25 protein-coding genes and 1 pseudogene are annotated in these 21,591 nt (G+C 63.5%); 14 read left to right on the forward strand and 12 right to left on the reverse strand.

Translation table 11 applies throughout. The features are described from left to right. Positions 1-2 precede the first annotated feature (2 nt). Together BLV20_RS03710 and BLV20_RS03715 are read right to left on the reverse strand one after the other, a co-directional pair. Positions 3-1,787 (reverse strand): GMC family oxidoreductase, encoded by a 1,785-nt coding sequence (locus tag BLV20_RS03710; protein ID WP_092297200.1) that lies wholly within the window; start codon positions 1,785-1,787, stop codon positions 3-5. 2 nt (positions 1,788-1,789) lie between these two features. Next, positions 1,790-2,533, reverse strand: a complete 744-nt coding sequence (locus BLV20_RS03715) for a gluconate 2-dehydrogenase subunit 3 family protein (RefSeq protein ID WP_092297203.1) — start codon at positions 2,531-2,533, stop codon at positions 1,790-1,792. A gap of 297 nt (positions 2,534-2,830) precedes the next feature. Between BLV20_RS03715 and BLV20_RS03725 the strand changes: the two genes are divergently transcribed. Further along, a complete protein-coding gene (locus tag BLV20_RS03725) occupies positions 2,831-3,478 on the forward strand; it encodes a phosphatase domain-containing protein (protein ID WP_092298461.1) in 648 nt (215 codons plus the stop codon). Positions 3,479-3,613: 135 nt separating this feature from the next. On the opposite strand, the gene BLV20_RS03730 is transcribed toward BLV20_RS03725, so the two are convergent. Both BLV20_RS03730 and prlC read right to left on the reverse strand, forming a co-directional pair. Beyond that, on the reverse strand, positions 3,614-3,901 hold the full coding sequence (locus BLV20_RS03730; protein WP_092297209.1) for a YheV family putative zinc ribbon protein: 288 nt from the start codon (positions 3,899-3,901) through the stop codon (positions 3,614-3,616). Beyond that, the gene (prlC, locus tag BLV20_RS03735) at positions 3,898-5,949 is read right to left on the reverse strand and encodes an oligopeptidase A (protein ID WP_092297212.1); all 2,052 of its coding nucleotides are present in this window, start codon (positions 5,947-5,949) and stop codon (positions 3,898-3,900) included. The genes BLV20_RS03730 and prlC overlap by 4 nt, the downstream gene beginning before the upstream one ends. 102 nt (positions 5,950-6,051) lie before the next feature. Between prlC and BLV20_RS03740 the strand changes: the two genes are divergently transcribed. The 3 genes from BLV20_RS03740 to BLV20_RS03750 all read left to right on the forward strand — a co-directional run bounded on the left by BLV20_RS03740 (position 6,052) and on the right by BLV20_RS03750 (position 7,876). Next, entirely contained in the window at positions 6,052-6,597 is a 546-nt protein-coding gene (locus BLV20_RS03740) for a gamma carbonic anhydrase family protein (RefSeq protein ID WP_092298464.1), read from the forward strand. Between the two features lie 26 nt (positions 6,598-6,623). Then, entirely contained in the window at positions 6,624-7,274 is a 651-nt protein-coding gene (locus BLV20_RS03745; protein WP_092297215.1) for an HAD family hydrolase, read from the forward strand. A gap of 143 nt (positions 7,275-7,417) precedes the next feature. Further along, positions 7,418-7,876, forward strand: a complete 459-nt coding sequence (locus BLV20_RS03750) for an REP-associated tyrosine transposase (protein ID WP_092297218.1) — start codon at positions 7,418-7,420, stop codon at positions 7,874-7,876. Positions 7,877-7,965: 89 nt separating this feature from the next. Here the strand turns inward: BLV20_RS03750 and BLV20_RS03755 are convergent, their stop codons facing one another. Then, positions 7,966-9,045, reverse strand: a complete 1,080-nt coding sequence (locus BLV20_RS03755; protein ID WP_092297221.1) for an aminopeptidase — start codon at positions 9,043-9,045, stop codon at positions 7,966-7,968. 59 nt (positions 9,046-9,104) lie between these two features. On the opposite strand from BLV20_RS03755, the gene BLV20_RS03760 reads away from it, so the two are divergent. Both BLV20_RS03760 and BLV20_RS03765 read left to right on the forward strand, forming a co-directional pair. Then, complete coding sequence (locus BLV20_RS03760; RefSeq protein ID WP_092297224.1) at positions 9,105-9,518, forward strand: PA0061/PA0062 family lipoprotein; 414 nt, start codon at positions 9,105-9,107, stop codon at positions 9,516-9,518. Positions 9,519-9,560: 42 nt separating this feature from the next. After that, positions 9,561-9,980, forward strand: coding sequence for a PA0061/PA0062 family lipoprotein (locus BLV20_RS03765; protein WP_092297227.1), 420 nt, complete (start codon positions 9,561-9,563; stop codon positions 9,978-9,980). Between the two features lie 4 nt (positions 9,981-9,984). Here BLV20_RS03765 and BLV20_RS03770 read toward each other — a convergent pair whose 3' ends face one another. Next, positions 9,985-10,224 carry a DUF1161 domain-containing protein gene (locus tag BLV20_RS03770; RefSeq protein ID WP_092297230.1) on the reverse strand — a complete coding sequence of 80 codons (240 nt, stop codon included), beginning with the start codon at positions 10,222-10,224 and terminating at the stop codon, positions 9,985-9,987. Between the two features lie 218 nt (positions 10,225-10,442). Next, complete coding sequence (locus BLV20_RS03775; RefSeq protein ID WP_092297233.1) at positions 10,443-10,874, reverse strand: OsmC family protein; 432 nt, start codon at positions 10,872-10,874, stop codon at positions 10,443-10,445. A gap of 242 nt (positions 10,875-11,116) precedes the next feature. Between BLV20_RS03775 and BLV20_RS03780 the strand changes: the two genes are divergently transcribed. Then, complete coding sequence (locus tag BLV20_RS03780; RefSeq protein ID WP_092297236.1) at positions 11,117-12,118, forward strand: LLM class flavin-dependent oxidoreductase; 1,002 nt, start codon at positions 11,117-11,119, stop codon at positions 12,116-12,118. Positions 12,119-12,279: 161 nt separating this feature from the next. On the opposite strand, the gene BLV20_RS03785 is transcribed toward BLV20_RS03780, so the two are convergent. Beyond that, a complete protein-coding gene (locus tag BLV20_RS03785; protein ID WP_092297240.1) occupies positions 12,280-12,504 on the reverse strand; it encodes a DUF1161 domain-containing protein in 225 nt (74 codons plus the stop codon). 128 nt (positions 12,505-12,632) lie between these two features. After that, positions 12,633-12,848, reverse strand: a complete 216-nt coding sequence (locus BLV20_RS03790; RefSeq protein WP_092297243.1) for a dodecin — start codon at positions 12,846-12,848, stop codon at positions 12,633-12,635. A 208-nt stretch (positions 12,849-13,056) separates the two neighbouring features. Between BLV20_RS03790 and BLV20_RS03795 the strand changes: the two genes are divergently transcribed. Beyond that, positions 13,057-13,383: an ElaB/YgaM/YqjD family protein gene (locus tag BLV20_RS03795; RefSeq protein WP_092297246.1), complete on the forward strand. Its 327-nt coding sequence runs from the start codon at positions 13,057-13,059 to the stop codon at positions 13,381-13,383. Here BLV20_RS03795 and BLV20_RS03800 read toward each other — a convergent pair. Then, positions 13,380-14,273: a LysR family transcriptional regulator gene (locus BLV20_RS03800; protein WP_092297250.1), complete on the reverse strand. Its 894-nt coding sequence runs from the start codon at positions 14,271-14,273 to the stop codon at positions 13,380-13,382. The two genes, BLV20_RS03795 and BLV20_RS03800, sit on opposite strands and share 4 nt — an antisense overlap. Positions 14,274-14,401: 128 nt before the next feature. On the opposite strand from BLV20_RS03800, the gene trpB reads away from it, so the two are divergent. The 3 genes and pseudogenes from trpB (at position 14,402) to BLV20_RS03815 (ending at position 16,800) form a co-directional block, all read left to right on the forward strand. After that, the gene (gene trpB / locus BLV20_RS03805; protein ID WP_092297253.1) at positions 14,402-15,628 is read left to right on the forward strand and encodes a tryptophan synthase subunit beta; all 1,227 of its coding nucleotides are present in this window, start codon (positions 14,402-14,404) and stop codon (positions 15,626-15,628) included. After that, complete coding sequence (gene trpA, locus BLV20_RS03810; RefSeq protein ID WP_092297256.1) at positions 15,628-16,440, forward strand: tryptophan synthase subunit alpha; 813 nt, start codon at positions 15,628-15,630, stop codon at positions 16,438-16,440. Before trpB ends, trpA begins: the two co-directional genes overlap by 1 nt. A 122-nt stretch (positions 16,441-16,562) precedes the next feature. After that, positions 16,563-16,800 (forward strand): annotated as a pseudogene (locus BLV20_RS03815) (RcnB family protein). Positions 16,801-16,925: 125 nt separating this feature from the next. Here BLV20_RS03815 and BLV20_RS03820 read toward each other — a convergent pair. Further along, positions 16,926-17,252 carry a DOPA 4,5-dioxygenase family protein gene (locus BLV20_RS03820; RefSeq protein WP_009041492.1) on the reverse strand — a complete coding sequence of 109 codons (327 nt, stop codon included), beginning with the start codon at positions 17,250-17,252 and terminating at the stop codon, positions 16,926-16,928. Positions 17,253-17,331: 79 nt separating this feature from the next. Between BLV20_RS03820 and BLV20_RS03825 the strand changes: the two genes are divergently transcribed. Next, positions 17,332-17,997 carry an NAD(P)-dependent oxidoreductase gene (locus tag BLV20_RS03825; RefSeq protein ID WP_092297259.1) on the forward strand — a complete coding sequence of 222 codons (666 nt, stop codon included), beginning with the start codon at positions 17,332-17,334 and terminating at the stop codon, positions 17,995-17,997. A 59-nt stretch (positions 17,998-18,056) separates the two neighbouring features. On the opposite strand, the gene BLV20_RS03830 is transcribed toward BLV20_RS03825, so the two are convergent. Beyond that, positions 18,057-19,007 carry a choline sulfate utilization transcriptional regulator gene (locus BLV20_RS03830; protein WP_092297262.1) on the reverse strand — a complete coding sequence of 317 codons (951 nt, stop codon included), beginning with the start codon at positions 19,005-19,007 and terminating at the stop codon, positions 18,057-18,059. A gap of 114 nt (positions 19,008-19,121) precedes the next feature. On the opposite strand from BLV20_RS03830, the gene betC reads away from it, so the two are divergent. After that, positions 19,122-20,636, forward strand: coding sequence for a choline-sulfatase (gene betC / locus BLV20_RS03835; protein ID WP_092297265.1), 1,515 nt, complete (start codon positions 19,122-19,124; stop codon positions 20,634-20,636). A 15-nt stretch (positions 20,637-20,651) separates the two neighbouring features. After that, positions 20,652-21,584: a choline ABC transporter substrate-binding protein gene (gene choX, locus BLV20_RS03840; RefSeq protein WP_092297268.1), complete on the forward strand. Its 933-nt coding sequence runs from the start codon at positions 20,652-20,654 to the stop codon at positions 21,582-21,584. The last annotated feature ends 7 nt before the right edge of the window (positions 21,585-21,591 follow it).

The raw sequence follows: 21,591 nt of genomic DNA on the forward strand, positions 1-21,591 counted from the left end.
CCTTATGCCTGGACCAGCGGGCCGGGGTTCTTCAGGTACTGCTCGCGGATCGCGCGGGCCGACCAGTAGGTCAACGCGGCCACCAGGCCGGTCGGGTTGTAGCCCAGGCCCTGGGGGAAGGCCGAAGCGCCCGGGACGAACACGTTGTGCACGTCCCAGCTCTGCAGGTAACGGTTCAGGGCACTGGTTTTCGGGTCGGTGCCCATGATCGCGCCACCGTTGAGGTGGGTGGTCTGGTAGGACGCGGTGTTGAAATGGTCGCCGACCTTTTTGCCCAGCACGGCGATGGCCTTGGGGTTCATCGCTTCGGCGATCTTGCCCATCTTCTCGACCATGAAGCGGTTCATCTTGATGTCGTTTTCCTGCCAGTCGAAGGTCATGCGCAGCAGCGGCAGGCCGTAGGCGTCGCGGTACACCGGGTCGAGGTCGAGGTAATTGCCGCGGTAGGACTGGTGGGCGCCGTGGGCGTCCATCGACACCTGGTGGGTGTAATAGTCGGCGGTGGCCTTCTTCCAGGCGCTGCCCCAGGCCGGGGTGCCCGGCGGGTTGGAGGTGCCGGCGATCGGCCGGCTGCCGGCCTGGTTGACCCAGAACGGCGAGCCGCCGACGAAGCCGTGGGGGCCGTGGTCGAAGTTGTCGGCGTTGAAGTCGTCCACCGCCACACCGTTGCCGCCGGCGCCGATGAAGTTGTTGGTGTGCACGTCCTTGTCGAAGTAGGCCTTGATGGTGGCCATGTTCTGGTAGGCGAAGTTCTTACCCACCACGCCTTCGCCGGTGATCGGGTCGTACGGCTTGCCGATGCCGGACAGCAGCATCAGGCGCACGTTATGGAACTGGAAGGCGCCGAGAATCACCAGGTCCGCCGGCTGCTCGATCTCCCGGCCCTGGCCGTCGACGTAGGTGACGCCGGTCGCACGGCTCTTGGTGCTGTCGAGGTTGACCTTGAGCACGTGGGAGTTGGGGCGCAGCTCGAAATTCGGCAGCGGCTTGAGGGCCGGCAGAATATTCACGTTCGGCGAAGCCTTGGAGTACATGTAGCAGACGTAGCCGCTGCAGAACCCGCAGAAGTTGCACGGCCCCATCTGCGCGCCGTAAGGGTTGGTGTACGGCCCCGATGTATTGGCCGACGGCAGGTTGTACGGCTTGTAGCCAACTTCGCCGGCGGCTTTCTGGAACAGCTGGGCGGAGTAGGTATTCTTCTGCGACTCCAGCGGGAAATGGTCCGAACGGTCCGGCGCGTAAGGGTTGCCGCCCTTGCCTTGACCGACCAGCTGGCCGTTCACAGTCCAGGCCTGGCCCGAAGTGCCGAAGACTTTTTCCGCGTAGTCGAAGAACGGCTCCAGCTCTTCGTAGGTGACGCCGAAGTCCTGGATGGTCATGTCCTTGGGGATGAAGTTCTTGCCGTAGCGCTCTTCGTAGTGGCTGCGCATGCGCAGCTCGATCGGGTCGGCGCGAAAATGCACGCCGGACCAGTGCAGGCCGGCGCCGCCGACGCCATTGCCCGGCAGGAACGCGCCCAGTTGGCGGTTCGGCAGGGCCACGTCGTTGATGCTGTGGCGAATGGTCACCGTTTCCCGGGAAACGTCCTGGAAGAGTTTCTTGCGCACGCTATAGGTGAGTTCATCGATCACCTGCGGGTAGTTGCCGTCCGGGTAGGTGTCCTGCATCGGCCCGCGCTCCAGCGCCAGCACGTTGAGCCCGGCCTCGGTCAGCTCCTTGGCCATGATCGCGCCGGTCCAGCCAAACCCGACGATTACCGCGTCGACCTTCTTCATTACCGTTGCCATGCTCAAGCCCTCTCACCGCGAATCGACACTGCCGGGAACGGGTATTGCTCGTTGCGTTCCACCCAGTCCATGAAATCGGCGCGCGCGCCGGGGAAGCCGATCAATGTCCAGCCGACCATGCCTTTATTGCCGCCATGGATCGGGTCGCAGAAGAACCCTTCCTTGGTGTTTTGCAGCAAAAGGTTGAAGAAAATCTTCGGCGGAACGCTGTCGAACTGCGGTTTTCCCGCTTCAAGCTGCTTGAGCAAATCGTCTCGGGTAGCGCTGTCTTGCGCGGCAAATGTTTTACCGTTGAAGGCTTTCGACCATGCATCCGTCGCGGCAATGCCCAGGCGATAGATCTCCTTGGGCACCAGCTTGCTCTGCCAGCCCATCTCCGGCGCGGCGTCGGCGTTGAACGGGCCTTGCATGTACCACAGGGCGCCCGCGGCGTAGGGGGTGTTCATCTGCCGGTCGATGTATTCCGGCACGCCGGCTTCCAGGGCGCCGGGGCCTTGTTCGTCGGCCGGGATGAGGCGCTCGACCGCGGCCTGGATAAAGGCCCACTCTTCGGCGGTGAAATAGGTCGGCTGGTAAGCCTCGGAGCTGGCCGGGGTTCGCGCAGGCTCCACCGGCTTGGGCGCTTCGGGGGCAGCCATCAGCATCGAGCTGCCGAGACCAGTACTGGCGACCGTGACCACCGGGATCAAGGTCAGGGATTTGCGTAGAAACTCACGCCGCGGGTTGTCTTGATCGTGATCAGACATGGGGGTGCACCTCACACTAGGCATTCACGGGTTGGGCAGCCGCGTCATGGCGTGGCTTGTCGTTCTGGCGGCGCTGGGGGTCGATTCCGACGCCGGAAAAAGCACAGTTCAGCAAAATTTGGTTACAAATGGTAGCAGGCTAAGCATTCGAATAAATCGTTTGTTTGGGAAAAAAGTCGCGATTGCCGCGCAAAACTCTCTGACACGGCTTCACGTTTCTTTGACGACTCCCTCACAGGGCGTTGACCGGCCCGGGCAGAAGCTAGGCTCCATCCTTTTCCGGCCGTGACCTTGCGCATGCTCACTTTTCGCACCTTCTGCCTGTCCTTGCTGGCGCTTTTTGCCTGGCCCCTGGCGCAGGCCGCCGACACCGGCACGACCCGTCCGGCCCAATGGGCCCAACCCGTGGCGGCGCATTACAACCTGTACCGGATATCGCCGACGCTCTACCGCAGCGCCTTGCCGGACAGCGGCGCCGTGCCTTTGCTGGAAACGCTCAAGGTCGGCACGGTGATCAACTTCCTGCCGGAATCCGACGCCAGCTGGCTGCAGGCCCCGGGGATCAAGCAGGTGCAATTGCCTTACCACACCAACCACGTGGACGACGCCGATGTGCTGGCGGCCTTGCGCGCGATCCAGTCGGCCGAAAGCGACGGGCCGGTGCTGATGCACTGCAAGCACGGTTCGGACCGCACCGGGCTGATGTCGGCGATGTACCGGGTGGTGGTTCAAGGCTGGAGCAAGGAGGAGGCGCTGAACGAGATGACCGGAGGCGGGTTTGGCGACAGTTCCCACTTCAAGGACGGCATTCGCTACATGATGCAGGCCGATGTCGACAAGTTGCGCACCGCCCTGGCCAATGGCGATTGCAGCACCAGCGTGTTTGCCACCTGTTCGGTGAAAAGCTGGCTGGAGACGGTGAGCGCCAGCAAGCCGGCGAATTGAGCGGCTGCGTGGGGTTGCAGCATTGAGCTTCGACCGCATCCCGGTAGGAGCCAAGCTTGCTGGCGATCAAAGCACCGCGGTGTATCTGATACACCGCTATCGCGCGCAAGCTGCGCTCCTACAGGGGATTGGCAGTTACTTGGGCTCGTCGGTCTTTTTCTTCAACTTGGGGTTGGGGAAAAACTGCACCGACTGGACCTTGGCATCCGGCACCTTCAGGGCCGTGGTATTAACCCGCGTGCCCAGTTCCTTGGGCACCGACAGGCCCTGTTCATTGAGAGTGTCGGAATAACCGCAGGCCACACATTCGCGATGGGGAACGTCGTTTTCGCTCCACATCATCAATTTGTCCTGCTCGCTGCACGCCGGGCAAACCGCCCCGGCGATAAAGCGTTTTTTCGTCTTCACGGGCGCCTCGCTCATGCCGCAGCGTCCTCGGTCAGGCCGCTGTGGCGCAAGAGTGCGTCAATCGACGGCGCACGTCCGCGGAAGTCGACGAACAGCACCATCGGCTCCTGGGAACCGCCACGGGCCAGGATCGCTTCGCGGAATGCGCGACCGGTCGCGGCATTCAGCACGCCTTCTTCCTCGAACTTCGAGAAAGCATCGGCCGACAGCACTTCGGCCCACTTGTAGCTGTAGTAACCGGCCGCATAACCGCCGGCGAAGATGTGCGCGAAGCTGTTGGGGAAGCGGTTGTAGGCCGGCGGACGCATCACCGAGACCTCGTCGCGCACGCCTTCGAGCACTTGCAGCACGGAGCGGCCGTCGCCGTGGGTGGCATGCAGTTCGAAGTCGAACAGCGAGAATTCCAGCTGGCGCACCATCATCAGGCCGGACTGGAAGTTCTTCGCCGCGAGCATTTTTTCCAGCAGGTCCTGGGGCAGCGGCTCGCCGGTTTCGTAGTGACCGGAGATCAGCGCCAGGCCTTCCGGTTCCCAGCACCAGTTCTCCATGAACTGGCTCGGCAGCTCCACCGCGTCCCAGGCCACGCCGTTGATGCCGGATACGCCGGCATGCTCGACGCGGGTCAGCAGGTGGTGCAGGCCATGGCCGAACTCGTGGAACAAGGTGGTGACTTCATCGTGGGTCAGCAGCGCAGGCTTGCCGCTGTCGGCCGGGGTGAAGTTGCACACCAGGTTGGCCACCGGGCTTTGCAGCACACCCTCAATGGTGCGGCGACGGTCGCGGGCGCCGTCCATCCAGGCACCGCCACGCTTGTTGGCGCGGGCATACAGGTCGAAGAAGAAGCGGCCGACGTGCTGGCCGTTTTCCTTGATTTCGAACAGGCGCACGTCCGGGTGCCAGCTGTCGAAGCCTTTGAGCTCGGCGATCTCGATGCCGTACAGGCGCTGGACGATGGCGAACAGGCCGCCGAGAACCTTGTCGATCGGGAAGTAGGCGCGCAGGGTTTCCTGGGCCACGCTGTAGCGCTGTTCGCGCAGCTTCTCGCCGTAGAAACCGCTGTCCCAGCTTTGCAGGTCCGCGCAGCCCTGTTCGGCGGCGTAAGCCTTGAGCTGTTGCAGGTCCTGGGCGGCGAACGGCTTGCTGCGCTTGGCCAAGTCACGCAGGAAACTCAGCACCTGGTCGCTGGACTCGGCCATCTTGGTGGCCAGGCTCAGCTCGGCGAAGTTGGCGTAGCCCAGCAGCTGGGCCAGTTCCTGGCGCAGGTCGAGGATTTCCTGCATGACCGGGCCGTTGTCGTTCTGGCCGGCGATCGGGCCCTGGTCCGAGGCGCGGGTGCAGTAGGCGGCGTAGACTTCTTCGCGCAACGCGCGGTCTTCGGCGTAGGTCATTACCGCGTAGTAGCTGGGGAATTCCAGGGTGATCAGCCAGCCTTGCAGGTCCTTGGCCTGGGCCGCGGCAGCCATCTGCGCCTTGGCCGAGGCGGTCAGGCCGGCCAGGGCCGCTTCGTCGGTGACGTGTTTGGTCCAGGCCTGGGTGGCGTCGAGCAGCTGGTTGGAGAAGCGGCTGCCCAGCTCGGAAAGCTTGCTCTGCACTTCGGCGTAACGCTTCTGCTGCTCCGGCGGCAGGTCGATACCCGACAGGCGGAAGTCACGCAGGGAGTGTTCCAGGATGGTTTTTTGCGCCACGTCGAAACCGGCGGCTTGCGGGCTGCTGGCCAGGGCTTCGAAGGCCTGGAACAGTTCACGGTTCTGCCCCAGCTCGGTGGAATAGGCGCTCAGGGCCGGCAGGCAGGACTCATAGGCCTCGCGCAGTTCGGCGCTGTTGCACACGGCGTTGAGGTGGCTGACCGGACTCCAGGCCGCGCCCAGGCGGTCGTTGAATTCGTCCATGGCCAATACCAGGCCGGCCCAGGTCGGCTGCGCGCCCTGGTTCTTGAGGATTTCAGCGATGGCAGCGCGGTTGTCAGCCAGGATCTGTTCGATGGCCGGCTGTACATGCTCGGCGCGGATCGCCGAAAACGGCGGCAGGTCGTAGGGCTGCAGAAGAGGGTTGTTCACACTCACGGTTGGCACCTTGGCTGGAAGAAACGTAGCGTCATCTTAATTACAATCGGCGCACACCGCAGCTATCGACCCCATTAATAAATGTCAGAGCAGGTATCCAACTTGGCCATTCGCAGCTATCAGAACCACACGCCCATCCTTGCCCCGCGGGCCTTCGTCGACCGTTCGGCGGTGGTGATCGGTGACGTCGAAATCGGTGCCGACAGCTCGGTCTGGCCACTGACGGTGATCCGCGGCGACATGCACCGCATCCGCATCGGCGCCCGCACCAGCGTGCAGGACGGCAGCGTGCTGCACATCACCCACGCCGGCCCCTTCAACCCGGACGGCTTCCCGCTGCTGATCGGCGACGACGTGACCATCGCCCACAAGGTGATGCTGCACGGTTGCAGCGTCGGCAGCCGGGTGCTGATCGGCATGGGCAGCATCGTCATGGACGGCGCGGTGGTGGAAGACGACGTGATCGTCGGCGCCGGCAGCCTGGTGCCGCCGGGCAAACGCCTGGAAAGCGGCTTCCTCTACGTGGGCAGCCCGGTGAAACAGGCCCGCCCGCTGACCGACAAGGAACGCGCCTTCTTTACCTACAGCGCCGCCAACTACGTGAAGCTCAAGGACCTGCACCTGGCCGAAGGCTACGACCAGGCTTGAGCCCGACCCACTGCCCAGGAATTCCCATGCATTACCAAACCGTTCTGTTCGACCTTGATGGCACCCTGACCGACCCGCGCGAAGGCATCACCCGCTCGATCCAGTTCGCCCTCGGCAAGCTGGGCATCGACGAACCCGACCTGAGCAAGCTGGAACACTTCATCGGCCCGCCGCTGCTGCAGGCGTTCATGCAGTTCTACGGCTTCGACGAAGCCAGGGCCTGGGAGGCGGTGAATTTCTACCGCGAGCGCTTCAAAGTCACCGGCCTGTATGAGAACCGCGTGTTCGACGGCGTCACGCCGCTGCTGGAAACCCTCGGCGGGCAAGGTCGCCAGCTGTACATCGCGACGTCCAAGCCATGGGTGTTTGCCCGCGAGATCGCCCGGCACTTCGACTTCGCCCGGCACTTCAAGGTGATCTACGGCAGCGAACTGGACGGCACCCGCACCGACAAGGTCGAGCTGATCCGCCACCTCATGAGCGAAGAAGGCCTGGACCCGAGCGACACCCTGATGATCGGCGACCGCAAGCACGACCTGATCGGCGCCCGCCGCAACGGCCTGGACGCGGCGGCGGTGGGTTATGGCTTCGGCAGCCACGAAGAACTGAGCACCGAAGCACCGGCCTATCACTTCCAGACCCTGGACGACCTGCACCAGGCGTTCCTGCAGCGCTAAGCCACCGCCCATCGCGGGCTTCCTCCCGTAGGAGCGAGGCTTGCCCGCGAAGGCGTCTGGCCAGACACATCCCGAACAACAGCCAACCACCGTCCGCTCCTTCTTCGATCTAGCCTTGAAAGCACGATCAAGGAGGATCGCCCATGCCCCGCAAATATCACGCTCACCGCCTGCGCACAGGACGTTACTCGCAGCCTGGTCAAATCTATGTCCTCACCTCCGTCACGCGAAACCGGGAACCGCTATTCAGCGACTTCCACTCGGGCCGCCTGGCCGTGGCTGCGTTCAAACAGGCCGAACGGGAGCAGCTCGTCCGCTCGCTGGCCTTTGTCGTCATGCCCGATCATTTTCACTGGTTGGTCGAGCTGCGTGACACGACGTTGCCCGTGTTAATGGGCAGGACCCGCTCGCGCATTTGCGTATCGGTGAACCGCCAGCGACAACGCAAAGGGGCGGTGTGGCAACGTGGCTACCATGATCGGGGCATTCGCAAGACGGAGGATCTGCAGGCCGTGGCGCGGTATATCGTGGCCAACCCGTTACGCGCGGGTTTGGTGAGGAAGGTGGGCGATTATTCGCTTTGGGATGCGATCTGGGTTTGACGTTCTGGCCTCTTCGCGGGCAAGCCTCGCTCCTACGCCGAGATGCAGAGTTTGGCGTAGGAGCGAGGCTTGCCCGCGAAGGCGTGCTTTCAGGCGCCGCCCATCAAGGCTTGCAACGCCGCCTTACGCTTTTCAGCCGGCAGCGCGCCGAGCTTCTCCACGGCCAGGTAAAAGGCCGGCCAATCTCCGCCCACCTGTTTGAACAACGCGGCAAACGCCGGCACCCATTGGTCGTAAAGGCCAAAGGGCAGCAGCCTGGCGTTGTTCAGCGGGGCGTTGATCCAGAAGTCGTAGCGCGCGTCGCCCTGCCATTGGCTGTTCTTGAGCTGCTGGTAATCCCGGCGCAGCTGTTCGAACTCGGCGGCCTTGCGCTGGCGCATCTGCTCGGCCGGCAGCGGCAGGGCATACAGGCGCTCCAGGCGCTGGCGGGTATCGAGAACCAACTGGATGAATTGGCTCCGCTGCTTGACCACGGCATCGCTGGCCGGCGCCAAGCCACGGGCCGCGCGCCATTGCCGGGTGCCTTCCTGCTCGACGAAGGTGGCGAAGGATTCGTTGAACTCGGTGTCGTCCTTCACGTAGAAGCGCTGATGGGCCAACTCGTGGAAGATCAGGGTGGCCAGGCGCTCGTCGCCCCAATGCAGCATCGAACTGAGGATCGGGTCGTTGAACCAGCCCAGGGTCGAGTAGGCCTCCACCCCGCCGATGGCCACATCCATACCCTGCTGTTTCTGCAAGGCCGCCTCGCCCCGGGCCGCGCCCTGGCTGTAGTAACCGCGATAGGCCACGCAGCCGGCAATCGGGAAACAGTGGGTCTTGGGGCTCAGGGAAAATTCGGGGGTGCTGAAGACATTCCACACCACGTAAGGCCGGCCGATGTCGGCGTAGAGGCGGTAGCTCTGGTTGTCCGGCAGGTGCAGGTGCTGGCTGGCGAAGCGCCGGGCCTTTTGCGCCTGGGCCAGGTGGGCGCGCAATATCGGGTCGCGTGCCGGGTCGGCGATTACCTGCTCGACCGGCGTGCGGGCCCGCAGCAGCTGCCATTGGCCACTGGCCAGCTGGCTGTAATAGCCCACGCTGGAGCAACCGTTGAGTAACAAAAGCAGCAAGCCCGGAAACAAAAAGCGTAAAAGATGATCAAGTAACCCATGGCTTGAACGCGGCCTAATCAAATCGAATCATCCTTCGAGAGTCTGCCCCCAAGACTATCTCGCCTGCCTGGAGTTTCGCTATGCGCGTGTTGCTGCTGACCACCGGACTGTTGACCCTGACCGGCTGTGCCGGACTCCCCACTCCCGATCCGACGCAAGCCTGGATCGACCTCGACACCCACCAGGACACCGCCCTGCAGGCCCTGGAAGTAGATGAAAAGGCCTGGGTGGATCGCCGCTATTTCGAGGTCCAGCCCGGTAACCATGAGCTGAAGGTGCGCTACCAGTTCGCCGTGGAGCCCACCAATATCGGCCCGGACAGCGAACCCCTGTGGCGCGATTGCCAGCTGAATGTGAAATACAAGGACTTCAACGCCGGCCAGCGCTACCAGTTGCAGACCGGCAATATCGGTTTCCGGCCCTGGGCCAAGCTCTACGATCAGCAGCGCAACCTGGTGGGTACCGGCCAACCGGCCGGCTGCCAACGCACCTGATCGGCGCTATGCTTGAGGCCTTTCCCCCGGACGGCCGACACCATGCGCCAACCCTTGCTGCTCCTTGCCCTGACCGGCCTCGTTGCCTGCTCCAGCCCCCTGCCGGCGGTGGACCCGCAACAAGCCTGGGTCGACTTCGCCACCCCGACGCCAGGCGGCAAGATGCTGATGGCCGAACGCCTGGACAACCAGCGCCTGAAGGATGGCCGCTATTTCCAGGTCACCCCGGGCAGTCATGAGTTGATGGTGCGTTTCGATTTCGAGGTGTTCAGCGGGCGCCTGGGCATGATGAACGACCCGGCCGAGCGCCTGTGCTACCTGAGCGTGCGCTACGACCATTTCCAAGCCGGCCAGCGTTACCTGCTGGAAGCGCGCTCGCTGGGTTTTACCCCCAGCGCCCGGCTGTACAACGCCAAGCGTGAGCTGCTGGCCGAAGACCACAAGGTCAACTGCGTGATCTGAACGATCAGCTGTCGTTGCGCTGATAGATGATCGCCTTGGTGCCGTATTCGCAGGTACCGACCACCATGGCCACGTCATGCTTTTCGGCTTCCTCCTTGCTGACAATCTCCAGGGTGTAGGAGGGCACGGCGTTGGCCTGGATCTTGATTTCAATTTCTTTCTTGAGTTCTTCGCAATCCTTCGGAGCCGCCAGGGCCGAGGTGGCCAGCGCGCTACAAACTACTGCCAGGACAATACGTTTCATGAGTGAAGCTCCCCTTGATGCAGCGCCCAAGGTCATGGGCCGAGCCTGCAGTCGGGTATTCGACCACATTTTCATGAAACGAGTTCTGACACCGCGCACATCTGCCGCGCGAAGTTTCCCCAAGCCTGCGCAATCGCAAGCCATCGAGCAGCGGTTGGCGGTTGCGGCACAACGCTCGTTTTTTTGCCGGCGATGTGCCGCAACGGTTCGGGCGGGGCTTAGCTGACCAGCGTCGCATCCAGGCTGATCTTGGCATTGAGCACCTTGGATACCGGGCAACCTTCCTTGGCTTTCTTGCTCAGTTCATCGAACTGTTGCTGGCTGGCGCCGGGGATCTTCGCCTTGAGCACCAGGTGCACCGCGGTGATGGCAAAACCGCCCGCGACCTGGTCCAGCGTCACCTCGGCGTTGGTGTCGATGCTGTCGGCCTTGAGCCCGGCCTCGCCGAGAATCATCGAGAAGGCCATGGAAAAACACCCGGCGTGCGCGGCGCCGATCAGTTCTTCCGGGTTGGTGCCCTTGCCGCCTTCGAAGCGCGCCTTGAAGCCATAAGGCGCGTCGCGCAGCACTCCGGTTTCCGTGGAAATCGAGCCAATGCCGGTTTTCAGGTCGCCTTCCCAGTGAGCCGATGCTTTTTTGATGATGCTCATGTCTGTCTCCTCGAGAACGGGCGCGAAAGGCCGCGCCCTTGTGGTTTTGTGCATCCAGGGTTCTAGAGGATAGAAGGCCGGGCGAAGTTCATCCTGTCTGAACCTGCCGTTTATCCGGAGAGCAAATTCACCTTGGCCATTGAAACTCGGGTATATGCCCACATTGCATGAACCAGGCTTACAGCATTCGGCAGGTTTTGACTCATGACAAAGGCCTGCACACCCAGAGGAGAAGCAGGTTCATGAAACCACTGTCCGACGTAAAGTTTTCCACCCTCGACCTGGTCCCCGTGCGCGAAGACGGCAGCCCGGCGCAATCGCTGCGCAATTCCCTGGACCTGGCCCGCCATGTAGAAAAACTCGGCTACACCCGCTTCTGGGTCGCCGAACACCACAACATGGACGGCATCGCCAGCTCCGCGACCTCGGTGCTCCTGGGTTACCTGGCCGGCGGCACCTCGAGCATTCGCGTGGGCTCCGGCGGCGTGATGCTGCCCAACCACGCGCCACTGGTGATCGCCGAGCAGTTCGGCACCCTGGAAAGCCTCTACCCCGGGCGCATCGACCTGGGCCTGGGCCGCGCGCCGGGCTCGGACCAGATGACCGCCCGCGCCCTGCGCCGCGAACGTTCCGGCAGCGCCGACGACTTCCCGCAGGACGTTGCCGAGTTGATGGCCTACCTCGGTCCGCGCACCCCGGACCAGCGGGTAATCGCGGTGCCGGGAACCGGTACCCAGGTGCCGGTGTGGTTGCTGGGCTCGAGCCTGTTCAGTGCGCAACTGGCCGGCGAGCGCGGCCTGCCTTACGCCTTCGCCTCGCACTTCGCGCCGCGCTACATGCACGAGGCGATTCGCGTGTACCGCAATCACTTCAAGCCTTCGGCCGTGCTCGACAAGCCTTACGTGATGCTCGGCGTACCGCTGGTGGCGGCCGATACCGACGAACAGGCCGACTACCTGGCGACCTCGGTGTACCAGCGGATCCTCGCGCTGATGCGCGGCCAGAGCCTGGTGCAGCGCAAACCGGTGAAGAGCATGGACGGCCTGTGGCTGCCCCACGAAAAAGAGGCCGTGGGCAGCTTCCTCGGCCTGGCGATGATTGGCAGCCCGGCGAAGATCCGCGCCAAGCTCGACGTGCTGATCGAGCAGACCGGCGCCGACGAGCTGATCTTCACCTGCGACCTGTACGAACACGCCGACCGCCTGCATTCCTATGAATTGCTGGCGCAGGTGATGAAAGGTTGAGTGCAATCGGGCCAAAGGACTCTGTGATCCTGAAGCCTTGCGCGCCCTTGGGTCGCGATCGCAGCCTGCGGCAGCGGCTACGGGGGCACGCCTGGCCTGGCTAAACGCCGGGCATAAAAAAGCCGACGCAGCGCGTCGGCTTTGTTCATTGCTACAAGGGCTTAGCCGCGCTTGTAGACGATTTCCTTGGTACCGCCTTCGCAGGTACCGACCACTTTGCCGTCAGTCGCGCTGCCTTTGTCGACAATTTCCAGCGAGTAACCCGACACGCCCTTGGCGTCGAGCTTCGCGGCGATTTCGCTTTTCAGTTCTTCGCATGGTTTGCCGGCAGCAAAGGCTGTTCCCGCGACACTCAACAACGCTAAAGCCATTACCCAGTTTTTCATCGGTCACATTCCCTGGTCGAATCAAAAGAAGCGTCAAGCCCCGGCCTGTTCGGCTCGAGGCGGATATAGCGCTTTGCCATTTCCTATGGCAATCGGCCAGCGCACAAGTTCAACAGCCTAGCCCAGGCTCAGCTGTTGGCAATCCGGAAGCCCACCTTGAGCGTGACCTGGAAATGCGCGGCCTTGCCGTCCTTGATATGCCCCCGGGTTTCCGTGACTTCGAACCATTCCAGGTGCTGGATGCTCTTGCTGGCTTCGGCCAGCGCATTGTTGATCGCGTCTTCGATGCTGCTTGGGGACGAGCCGACCAGTTCGATTTTCTTGTAGGTGTGATGATCAGACATGGCGTTCTCTCCTTGTTTAGGTAGATCAAAGCCTAGGCTCTATATGGAAAATCGGCGAGCGCAGGCCAGGCGCAGCAGCCGTTTTCCGTACCGAGCCTGGCAACGGCTTGAATGAGCCTTGATCCCGCGACGTTCAGATTTAATGCACTTTCGCCAAGCGGTGCAGTCGGACCCTACAGACCCTCACCAACAATGCAGGAGAGCCACCATGGCCAACAATTCGTTACGCAAAGCCTCATTGGAAAGCATGGAAGCCGAGATCGAAAACCTGCTCAGGTCGCTGGAAAGCCTCAAGGAGGATGCTTCGGACGAATCGCGCAAAACCCTCAAGGCTCTGAAAAGCAACGCCGAGAACGCGCTGAGACATTCGCGCAGCCTGCTCAGCGATGCCTATGAAGAAGTCAAAGTGAAAACCCGGGAAACCGGGCTCGCCACCCGCGACTATGCCCAGCAACACCCCTGGACCACCGCCGGCGTTGCCGTGGGCGCACTGGGCCTGCTGGCCGCTTACCTGCTGTGCAAACGCGGCAATTAAGCCGTCTGGCGCAACTCGTTGCTGAGCCACTGCGCCAATTGCCGGGCGCGCCCGTCCGCGGCGCGCTTGGGTAACCACAATGCCAGTTGCCCCGGGGTCTCGCAGAAGCCCCACGGGGCAACCAGGCGCCCGGCGCGCAGGTCCTCGGCCACCAGCGGCTGCGGCGCGATCGCCACGCCCAGCCCGGCCACCGCGGCCTCCAGCAAATAATACAAATGCTCGAAACCCTGCCCGAACTTCAACGCCCCGGCGTCGAGGCCGTTCTGTCGTGCCCAGCTGGGCCAGGCCTGCGGACGCGAGGTGGTCTGCAGCAACGCCTCGTCCAACAGTGCGCTGGGCGGCGCCTGGCGCAACTGTTCGTAACGGCTGTAGCGCGGGCTGAGCACCGGGCCGATGCGTTCGCCGGCCAGCTCGAAGACCTGCATGTCCGCCGGCCAGGGTGGCTCGGCAAACACCAGCAAGGCATCCAGCCCCGGCCGGCGCGGGTCGAGGTCGCCTTCGCCGGCCGACAGGTGCAGGCGCAAGTCCGGCAGGTCGGCATTCAACCGCCCCAGGCGCGGGATGAACCAGCGCGCCAGCAGGCTGCCGGAACAGCCGAGTACGAAGGGCGCATCGGCGGTGCTCTGGGCCAGCTCGGCGCAGACCGTGCGCAGGCGCTCGAAGGCGTCGCTGCTGGCATCGCGCAGGCGTATGCCGGCATCTGTGAGTTTCAGGCCGCGACCTTCCTTGACGAACAGGCTCACCCCCAGGTGCTCCTCGAGCACTTTCAACTGGCGGCTGACCGCGCCATGGGTGACGTGCAGCTGTTCGGCCGCCTGGCTGACGCTGTTCAGGCGGGCGGTGGCTTCGAAGGCCCGGAGGGCATTCAGCGGGGGCAGGTCGTGGCTCATGGGATATGTGAGTTTTCCTGACAGGTTGTGGCGATCTTATCGGTTTTCAGCCCGGTACGTCAGGGGTAGAGTGAACGCCATTGTCTTTCCAGCATTCACCCTTTTGACCCATCACCGGGAGCGTCCCAATGACCCAGACCCATCTGCGCAACGGCCCTGATGCCAACGGCCTGTTTGGCGCGTTCGGCGGCCGTTACGTCGCCGAAACCCTGATGCCGCTGATCCTCGACCTGGCCCGCGAATACGAAGCGGCCAAGGAAGATCCGGAGTTTCTCAAGGAACTGGCCTATTTCCAGCGCGACTACGTCGGCCGTCCAAGCCCGCTGTATTTCGCCGAACGCCTGACCGAGCACTGCGGCGGCGCCAAGATCTACCTCAAGCGCGAAGAGCTGAACCACACCGGCGCGCACAAGATCAACAACTGCATCGGCCAGATCCTCCTGGCGCGGCGCATGGGCAAGAAACGCATCATCGCCGAGACCGGCGCCGGCATGCACGGCGTGGCCACCGCCACCGTGGCGGCGCGCTTCGGCCTGGACTGCGTGATCTACATGGGCACCACCGACATCGAGCGCCAGCAGGCCAACGTGTTCCGCATGAAGCTGCTGGGCGCCGAGGTGATCCCGGTGGTCGCCGGCACCGGCACCCTGAAGGACGCGATGAACGAAGCCCTGCGCGACTGGGTGACCAACGTCGACAGCACCTTCTACCTGATCGGCACCGTGGCCGGCCCCCACCCTTATCCCGCCATGGTCCGCGACTTCCAGGCGGTGATCGGCAAGGAAACCCGCGAACAGCTGCAAGCCCAGGAAGGCCGCCTGCCGGACAGCCTGGTGGCGTGCATCGGCGGCGGTTCCAACGCCATGGGCCTGTTCCACCCGTTCCTCGACGACAAGAGCGTGCAGATCATCGGCGTCGAAGCCGCCGGCTACGGCATCGAGACCGGCAAGCACGCGGCCAGCCTGAACGGCGGCCTGCCTGGCGTGCTGCATGGCAACCGCACCTTCCTGCTGCAGGACGAAGACGGCCAGATCATCGACGCCCACTCGATTTCCGCCGGCCTCGACTACCCGGGCATCGGCCCTGAACACGCCTGGTTGCACGATATCGGCCGCGTCGAATACACCTCGGTGACCGACGACGAAGCCCTGGCCGCGTTCCACCAGTGCTGCCGCCTGGAAGGCATCATCCCGGCCCTGGAAAGCGCCCACGCCCTGGCCGAAGTCTTCAAGCGCGCGCCGAACCTGCCCAAGGATCACCTGATGGTGGTCAACCTTTCGGGCCGCGGCGACAAAGACATGCAAACCGTGATGCACCACATGGAAAACGCTCAATCCAAGCAGGAGAAACACTGATGAGCCGCCTGCAAACGCGCTTTGCCGAACTGAAGCAACAGAACCGCGCCGCCCTGGTGACCTTCGTCACTGCCGGCGACCCGGGCTACGACGCCTCCCTGGCGATCCTCAAGGGCTTGCCGGCCGCCGGCGCCGACGTGATCGAGCTGGGCATGCCCTTCACCGACCCGATGGCCGACGGCCCGGCGATCCAGCTGGCCAACATCCGCGCCCTGGCGGCCAAGCAGAACCTGGCGAAAACCCTGCAAATGGTTCGCGAGTTCCGCGCCGGCAACAACGACACACCGCTGGTGCTGATGGGTTACTTCAACCCGATCCACCATTACGGCGTGCCGCGCTTCATCGCCGAGGCCAAGGAAGCCGGGGTCGACGGCCTGATCGTGGTCGACATGCCGCCCGAACATAACAGCGAGCTGTGCGACCCGTCCCAGGCCGCCGGCATCGACTTCATCCGCCTGACCACGCCGACCACCGACGACGTGCGCCTGCCGAAAGTCCTGAACGGCAGCTCGGGCTTCGTCTACTACGTCTCCGTGGCCGGTGTGACCGGTGCCGGTTCCGCCACCCTGGAGCACGTGGAAGAAGCAGTGACCCGCTTGCGTCGCCACACCGACCTGCCGATCAGCATCGGTTTCGGCATCCGCACCCCGGAGCAGGCCGCGGCTATCGCCCGTCTCGCCGACGGCGTGGTGGTGGGGTCGGCGCTGATCGACCAGATCGCCAACGCCGCCAGCCCCGAGCAGGCGGTGGACGGCGTGCTGGGCCTCTGCGCCTCGCTCGCCGAAGGGGTACGTCAAGCCCGCGTCAGCTAAGGGTAGAGCTCCTGATACAGAGGAATTAGCCTCGGCGCCCACAGACTAAGCAGCAAGACCAAGGGGTTCAGAACCAGGTTCTGAGCCCCTTTTTATTGTTCGTGCCGGGGGGGAAAAAGCCGATGAAAATACCCAAACGCCTGATTGCCGGTCTCGGGGTGCTGATCCTCAGCGCCAGCCCGCTGCTGCCTGCGGTCGCCGACCCGCGCGACGACCATGGGCGCGGAGGGCCGCAACCGCGCCCTGGCGCACCTGCCGTATTACCCGGGTTATGAATGGCGGCGCACGGGCGCCGATATCGTGCTGATCGCGGTGGCCAGCGGGATCGTCTACGAGATCCTCGATGGCGTGCTGTATTGATCACGCCATGATGTAGGAGCACAGCTTGCGTGCGATGAAGGCGATACGGCGTGTCTGTCACAACGCGCCATCGTTCATCGCGGGCAAGCCTCGCTCCCACGGGAGCGAGCGTAGAAGCGAAACGCTCAAAAAATCGACAGGTCCAGCGGCCTGATCGCTCCCATCCAGATCGCATGCTCGGTGTGGTCCTTCAGGTCGTCGCCGGTATCGGGGTGCAGGAACACCACCAGCCCGTTGCGATTGAGCGCCAGCCACGGCAGCACCTCGCCCAGGTATTGCGGCTCGAACGCCAGCTGGCAACTCCAGTCCGGGTGCGGGCCGACCGGCCGTTCATGCACCCGCCCCATCTTCAGCGGAAACAATTGCGCCGCCTGTTCGCACAGGGCTCGCGCCTGGTCGATGGTGCTGGCGTCGAAATAAACGTGGGCGTGATAGCCCTTGATGCGTTGCATGGAACCTCTCATGACAAAGTCGAACCCTGGCGGCAGCCCACAGGTCATAACCGTACCAGTGTAAGAAACGAGCCGCGCCATGAAAAATGCCGAAACCCCAGTGGTCAAGCTGGTGCTCTATGGCGCCATGGGCAGCCTGGGCAGCGCGCTGATGGCCGAATTCCTGCGGCGCCAGCATGAAGTCATCGCCATTCTCGACGACCTGACGGCCCTCGCGCCGCTACCGGGTTTACGGACCAAATGCGGAGACCTGTTCGATGCCGCGCGAGTCAGGCAAAGCGTAGCCGGAAGCGATGTGGTCGCCTGTTTGCTGGATGCCCCGGGGCTGCCCATGGGCCTTGAAGAACCGGAAGACCTGCTGCTCGAACCCCAGGAGCAAGTCCGGGCGGTCACCGCGTTGATTGCCGGCATGCAGGCCGCGGGGGTGCGGCGCCTGTTCCTGGTGGGGCATTTCGAAGTGCTGGATCAGCCGGAGATGGCCGTTTATCCCCACCGCGAGGCCGCCGAAGCGATCCTCGACGCGCTGCAAGGCAGCACCCTGCGCTGGACCCTGGTGAATGCACCGCAAAGCATGCCCGGGCTGGCCCTGGAACACTTCAGCCAGCCCGCCAGCAGGCTCGCGCCGGAACAGGTGGCACCAGTGCAGCGGCTGGCGCGGGTGGCTGCCGGCATTGCCGATGAGCTGCAGCTGAACCTGCATGTGGGCGAGCATGTGAATTTCGTCGATGTGCTGGCCCAGGGCTGAGGCTAAAGGCGGCCCGGCCGGGGTGTCGCGGGTCTGCCTCGGCCCCGTGTTCAAGGCGCTTAAAGGGCAATGGGCGGCAGCGACAGCCCCTTGAGGGATTGCGCGCTGTCGGCCTGCTCGGCCATCAGCCAGTCGAAAAACCGCTGGATCAGCGGCCCGCGGCGCTTGCGCTGGGGCAGCACCACGTAATAGCCGTAGCGGGAAATCGCCGTTTCGCTGATCGGCCGGCATAACAGCCCTTGCGCCAGCAAGTTATCCACAAGGTGGCGCCAGCCGATGGCCACGCCCTGGCCACCGATCGCCGCCTGGATCAGCAGCGTGTAGTTGTCGAAACGCAGCTGCCCCGGTGCCGGCGGGGTAGCGATCCCCAGTTCGCGGAACACACCGCTCCAGTCGAACCAGTGGCTGCTGCTTTCGCCCTTCAGGTGCAGCAACGGCAACTCCAGCAGCGACTGCGCGCGAAGGGGCAGCGGCCGCTCCTTGAGCAGCAGCGGGCTGCACACCGGAAACACTTCTTCGTTGAACAGCCAATGGCTTTCACCCTGCTTGAAACGGCCATCGCCAAACAGCACCGCGATGTCGATGTCGGTGCGCAGCATGTTGTGGCTACGCTCACTGGTGACCAGGCTCACGTCCACCTGCGGGTTGGCGGCGTGGAAGCGATGCAGGCGCGGCATCAGCCAGTAGGCGGCAAAAGCAAAGTCGGTGGCCACTTGCAGCACCTCATGCTGATGCTGGGCGGTGATGGCGCTCAGGCCGCTGTCGATGCTCTGCAAACCGGCCTGCACCTGTTCGAACAGCTGGCTGCCGGCCTCGGTCAGTTCGATGCCACGGTAGATGCGGTCGAACAGCCGGGTGCCGAGCCGTTCCTCCAGCCGCTTGATCTGCTGGCTGATGGCTGGCTGGGTGGTGCCCAACTCCACCGCCGCGGCGGTAAAGCTGCGCTGGCGCGCCGCCGCCTCGAATACGCGAAACAGGTCCAGGGACAGGTCGCCAAGCGCTTCATACATAAGCTGTACTTATCCTAGTCATTGCCGCACATGGGCTTTACCGCAAAAGCCACGGGTTACATGCTCGATCGCAGCACTTTCGCATAACTACCCACTATGGAATGCCGCGAATACATGAAGCGCAAGAATATTCTTTTCATCATGGCCGATCAGATGGCCGCGCCAATGTTGCCGTTCTACGGTCCGTCGCCCATCAAGCTGCCGCATCTGAGCCGTCTCGCCGCCCAAGGCGTGGTGTTCGACGCGGCCTACTGCAACAGCCCGCTGTGCGCGCCCTCGCGCTTCACCCTGGTCAGCGGCCAGTTGCCGAGCAAGATCGGCGCCTATGACAACGCCGCCGACTTTCCCGCCGACGTCCCGACCTACGCCCATTACCTGCGTCGCCTGGGCTACCGCACCGCGCTGTCGGGCAAGATGCATTTCTGTGGCCCGGACCAGCTGCACGGTTACGAAGAACGCCTGACCAGCGACATCTACCCGGCCGACTACGGCTGGGCGGTGAACTGGGACCAGCCGGACGTGCGCCCAAGCTGGTACCACAACATGTCCTCGGTGCTGCAGGCCGGGCCGTGCGTGCGCACCAACCAGCTGGATTTCGACGAAGAGGTGGTGTTCAAGGCCCGCCAATACCTGTTCGATCACGTTCGCGAAGACGGCGACCAGCCGTTCTGCCTGACCGTGTCGATGACTCACCCGCACGACCCGTACACCATTCCCAAGGCCTTCTGGGACCTGTACCGCGACGAGGATATTCCGCTGCCCCAGGCGCCGGCCCAGGCCGAGCTCGACCCGCATTCCCAGCGCCTGCTCAAGGTCTACGACCTGTGGGACAAGCCGCTGCCTGTGGATAAGATCCGCGATGCGCGTCGCGCCTATTTCGGCGCTTGCAGCTATATCGACAGCAACGTCGGCAAACTCCTGGAAACCCTGGAGGAAACCGGGCTGATCGACGACACCATCATCGTCTTCTCCGGCGACCACGGCGACATGCTCGGCGAGCGTGGCCTCTGGTACAAAATGCACTGGTTCGAGATGGCCGCGCGGGTGCCGCTGCTGGTCAGCGCGCCCGGGCAATTCGCCGCCGGCCGGGTAAGCCAGGCGGTCTCGACCGCCGACCTGCTGCCGACCCTGGTGGAGCTGGCCGGCGGGGAACTGCAACCGGGCCTGGCGCTGGACGGCCGCTCCCTGGTGCCGCACCTGCAAGGGCAGGGCGGGCATGACGAAGTCTTCGGCGAGTACATGGCCGAAGGCACCATCAGCCCGCTGATGATGATTCGCCGCGGCCGCTACAAGTTCATCTACAGCGAGGACGACCCGTGCCTGCTCTTCGATGTCGCCAACGACCCCCGCGAGCAGGAAGAACTCAGCCAATCGCCGCAACATCGCCCGCTATTCGAGGATTTTCTCCGCGAGGCGCGCGCCAAATGGGACATCCCGGCCATTCACCAACAGGTCCTTGCCAGCCAGCGCCGCCGGCGCTTCGTCGCCGGCGCCTTGAGCCTGGGCAAACTCAAGAGCTGGGACCACCAGCCACTGGTCGACGCCAGTGCGCAATACATGCGCAACCACATCGACCTCGACGATCTGGAGCGCAAGGCTCGTTATCCACAACCCTGCCAAAACCAATAACGTAAGGGGAAGAGCATGCAAAGGTTATCCACAGCAGTGACTGCCGCGCTTCTGGCGCTAGGCAGTGTTTCGATCCCGGCCCTGGCCTGGGCCGAACAGGGTTGCGAGACCGTGAAGATGGCCGATCCGGGCTGGAGCGACATCGCCGCGACCAACGCCATCACCGGTTTCCTGCTCGAGGGCATGGGCTACAAGGCCAAGGTCGACACCCTGGCGGTGCCGATCACCTTCGGCGGGCTCAAGGATGGCCATGTGGATGTGTTCCTGGGCAACTGGATGCCCGCGCAGCAAGGCTTCTACGACAAGTTCGTGGCCAATGGCGATGTCACCCAGCTGGCGAAGAACCTAGACGGCACCGAGTTCACCCTGGCGGTGCCGGATTATGTCTGGGAGGCGGGCGTGCATGACTTTGCCGATCTAAACAAATTCGCCGACAAGTTTGACAAGAAGCTCTACGGCATCGGCTCCGGGGCGCCGGCCAACCTGTCGTTGCAGGAGATCATCAAGAAGAACGACTTCAACCTCGGCCAGTGGAAGCTGATCGAGTCCAGCGAGCAGGCAATGCTCGCCGAAGTCTCGCGGGCGGTGAAACGGCAGAAGTTCGTCACCTTCCTCGGCTGGACCCCGCACCCGATGAACGTGCAACTGAACATGCGCTACCTCAAGGGCGGCGAGAAGTACTTCGGCGACACCGGCAGCGTCTACACCCTGACCCGCAAGGGCTATGCCCAGGCCTGCCCGAACGTTGGCAAGCTGCTGAGCAACCTGAGCTTCACCCAGGAAATGGAGAACAGCATCATGGCCGAGGTGGCCAACAAGAAGGTGAGCAACGCCGACGCGGCCAAGGCCTGGATCAAGGCCAACCCGGCGGTGCTGGACAAGTGGCTGGACGGGGTGAAGACCCTCGATGGCAAGGATGCGCTGCCGGCAGTGCAGGCCAAACTCTAACGCCCGT

Source organism: Pseudomonas sp. NFIX28, assembly GCF_900107395.1.
Lineage (GTDB): Bacteria > Pseudomonadota > Gammaproteobacteria > Pseudomonadales > Pseudomonadaceae > Aquipseudomonas.

Bases quoted from the DNA above. Each gene is read 5' to 3' on its own strand.
- BLV20_RS03730 (WP_092297209.1), bottom strand. From the start codon at position 3,901: ATGAGCGAGGCGCCCGTGAAGACGAAAAAACGCTTTATCGCCGGGGCG.
- BLV20_RS03820 (WP_009041492.1), bottom strand. From the start codon at position 17,252: ATGCAACGCATCAAGGGCTATCACGCCCACGTTTATTTCGACGCCAGC.
- trpA (WP_092297256.1), top strand. From the start codon at position 15,628: ATGAGCCGCCTGCAAACGCGCTTTGCCGAACTGAAGCAACAGAACCGC.
- betC (WP_092297265.1), top strand. From the start codon at position 19,122: ATGAAGCGCAAGAATATTCTTTTCATCATGGCCGATCAGATGGCCGCG.
- BLV20_RS03770 (WP_092297230.1), bottom strand. From the start codon at position 10,224: ATGAAACGTATTGTCCTGGCAGTAGTTTGTAGCGCGCTGGCCACCTCG.
- choX (WP_092297268.1), top strand. From the start codon at position 20,652: ATGCAAAGGTTATCCACAGCAGTGACTGCCGCGCTTCTGGCGCTAGGC.
- BLV20_RS03750 (WP_092297218.1), top strand. From the start codon at position 7,418: ATGCCCCGCAAATATCACGCTCACCGCCTGCGCACAGGACGTTACTCG.
- BLV20_RS03760 (WP_092297224.1), top strand. From the start codon at position 9,105: ATGCGCGTGTTGCTGCTGACCACCGGACTGTTGACCCTGACCGGCTGT.
- BLV20_RS03830 (WP_092297262.1), bottom strand. From the start codon at position 19,007: ATGTATGAAGCGCTTGGCGACCTGTCCCTGGACCTGTTTCGCGTATTC.
- BLV20_RS03745 (WP_092297215.1), top strand. From the start codon at position 6,624: ATGCATTACCAAACCGTTCTGTTCGACCTTGATGGCACCCTGACCGAC.
- trpB (WP_092297253.1), top strand. From the start codon at position 14,402: ATGACCCAGACCCATCTGCGCAACGGCCCTGATGCCAACGGCCTGTTT.
- BLV20_RS03765 (WP_092297227.1), top strand. From the start codon at position 9,561: ATGCGCCAACCCTTGCTGCTCCTTGCCCTGACCGGCCTCGTTGCCTGC.
- BLV20_RS03785 (WP_092297240.1), bottom strand. From the start codon at position 12,504: ATGAAAAACTGGGTAATGGCTTTAGCGTTGTTGAGTGTCGCGGGAACA.
- BLV20_RS03800 (WP_092297250.1), bottom strand. From the start codon at position 14,273: ATGAGCCACGACCTGCCCCCGCTGAATGCCCTCCGGGCCTTCGAAGCC.
- BLV20_RS03710 (WP_092297200.1), bottom strand. From the start codon at position 1,787: ATGGCAACGGTAATGAAGAAGGTCGACGCGGTAATCGTCGGGTTTGGC.
- BLV20_RS03780 (WP_092297236.1), top strand. From the start codon at position 11,117: ATGAAACCACTGTCCGACGTAAAGTTTTCCACCCTCGACCTGGTCCCC.
- BLV20_RS03790 (WP_092297243.1), bottom strand. From the start codon at position 12,848: ATGTCTGATCATCACACCTACAAGAAAATCGAACTGGTCGGCTCGTCC.
- BLV20_RS03715 (WP_092297203.1), bottom strand. From the start codon at position 2,533: ATGTCTGATCACGATCAAGACAACCCGCGGCGTGAGTTTCTACGCAAA.
- BLV20_RS03825 (WP_092297259.1), top strand. From the start codon at position 17,332: ATGAAAAATGCCGAAACCCCAGTGGTCAAGCTGGTGCTCTATGGCGCC.
- BLV20_RS03725 (WP_092298461.1), top strand. From the start codon at position 2,831: ATGCTCACTTTTCGCACCTTCTGCCTGTCCTTGCTGGCGCTTTTTGCC.
- BLV20_RS03775 (WP_092297233.1), bottom strand. From the start codon at position 10,874: ATGAGCATCATCAAAAAAGCATCGGCTCACTGGGAAGGCGACCTGAAA.
- BLV20_RS03795 (WP_092297246.1), top strand. From the start codon at position 13,057: ATGGCCAACAATTCGTTACGCAAAGCCTCATTGGAAAGCATGGAAGCC.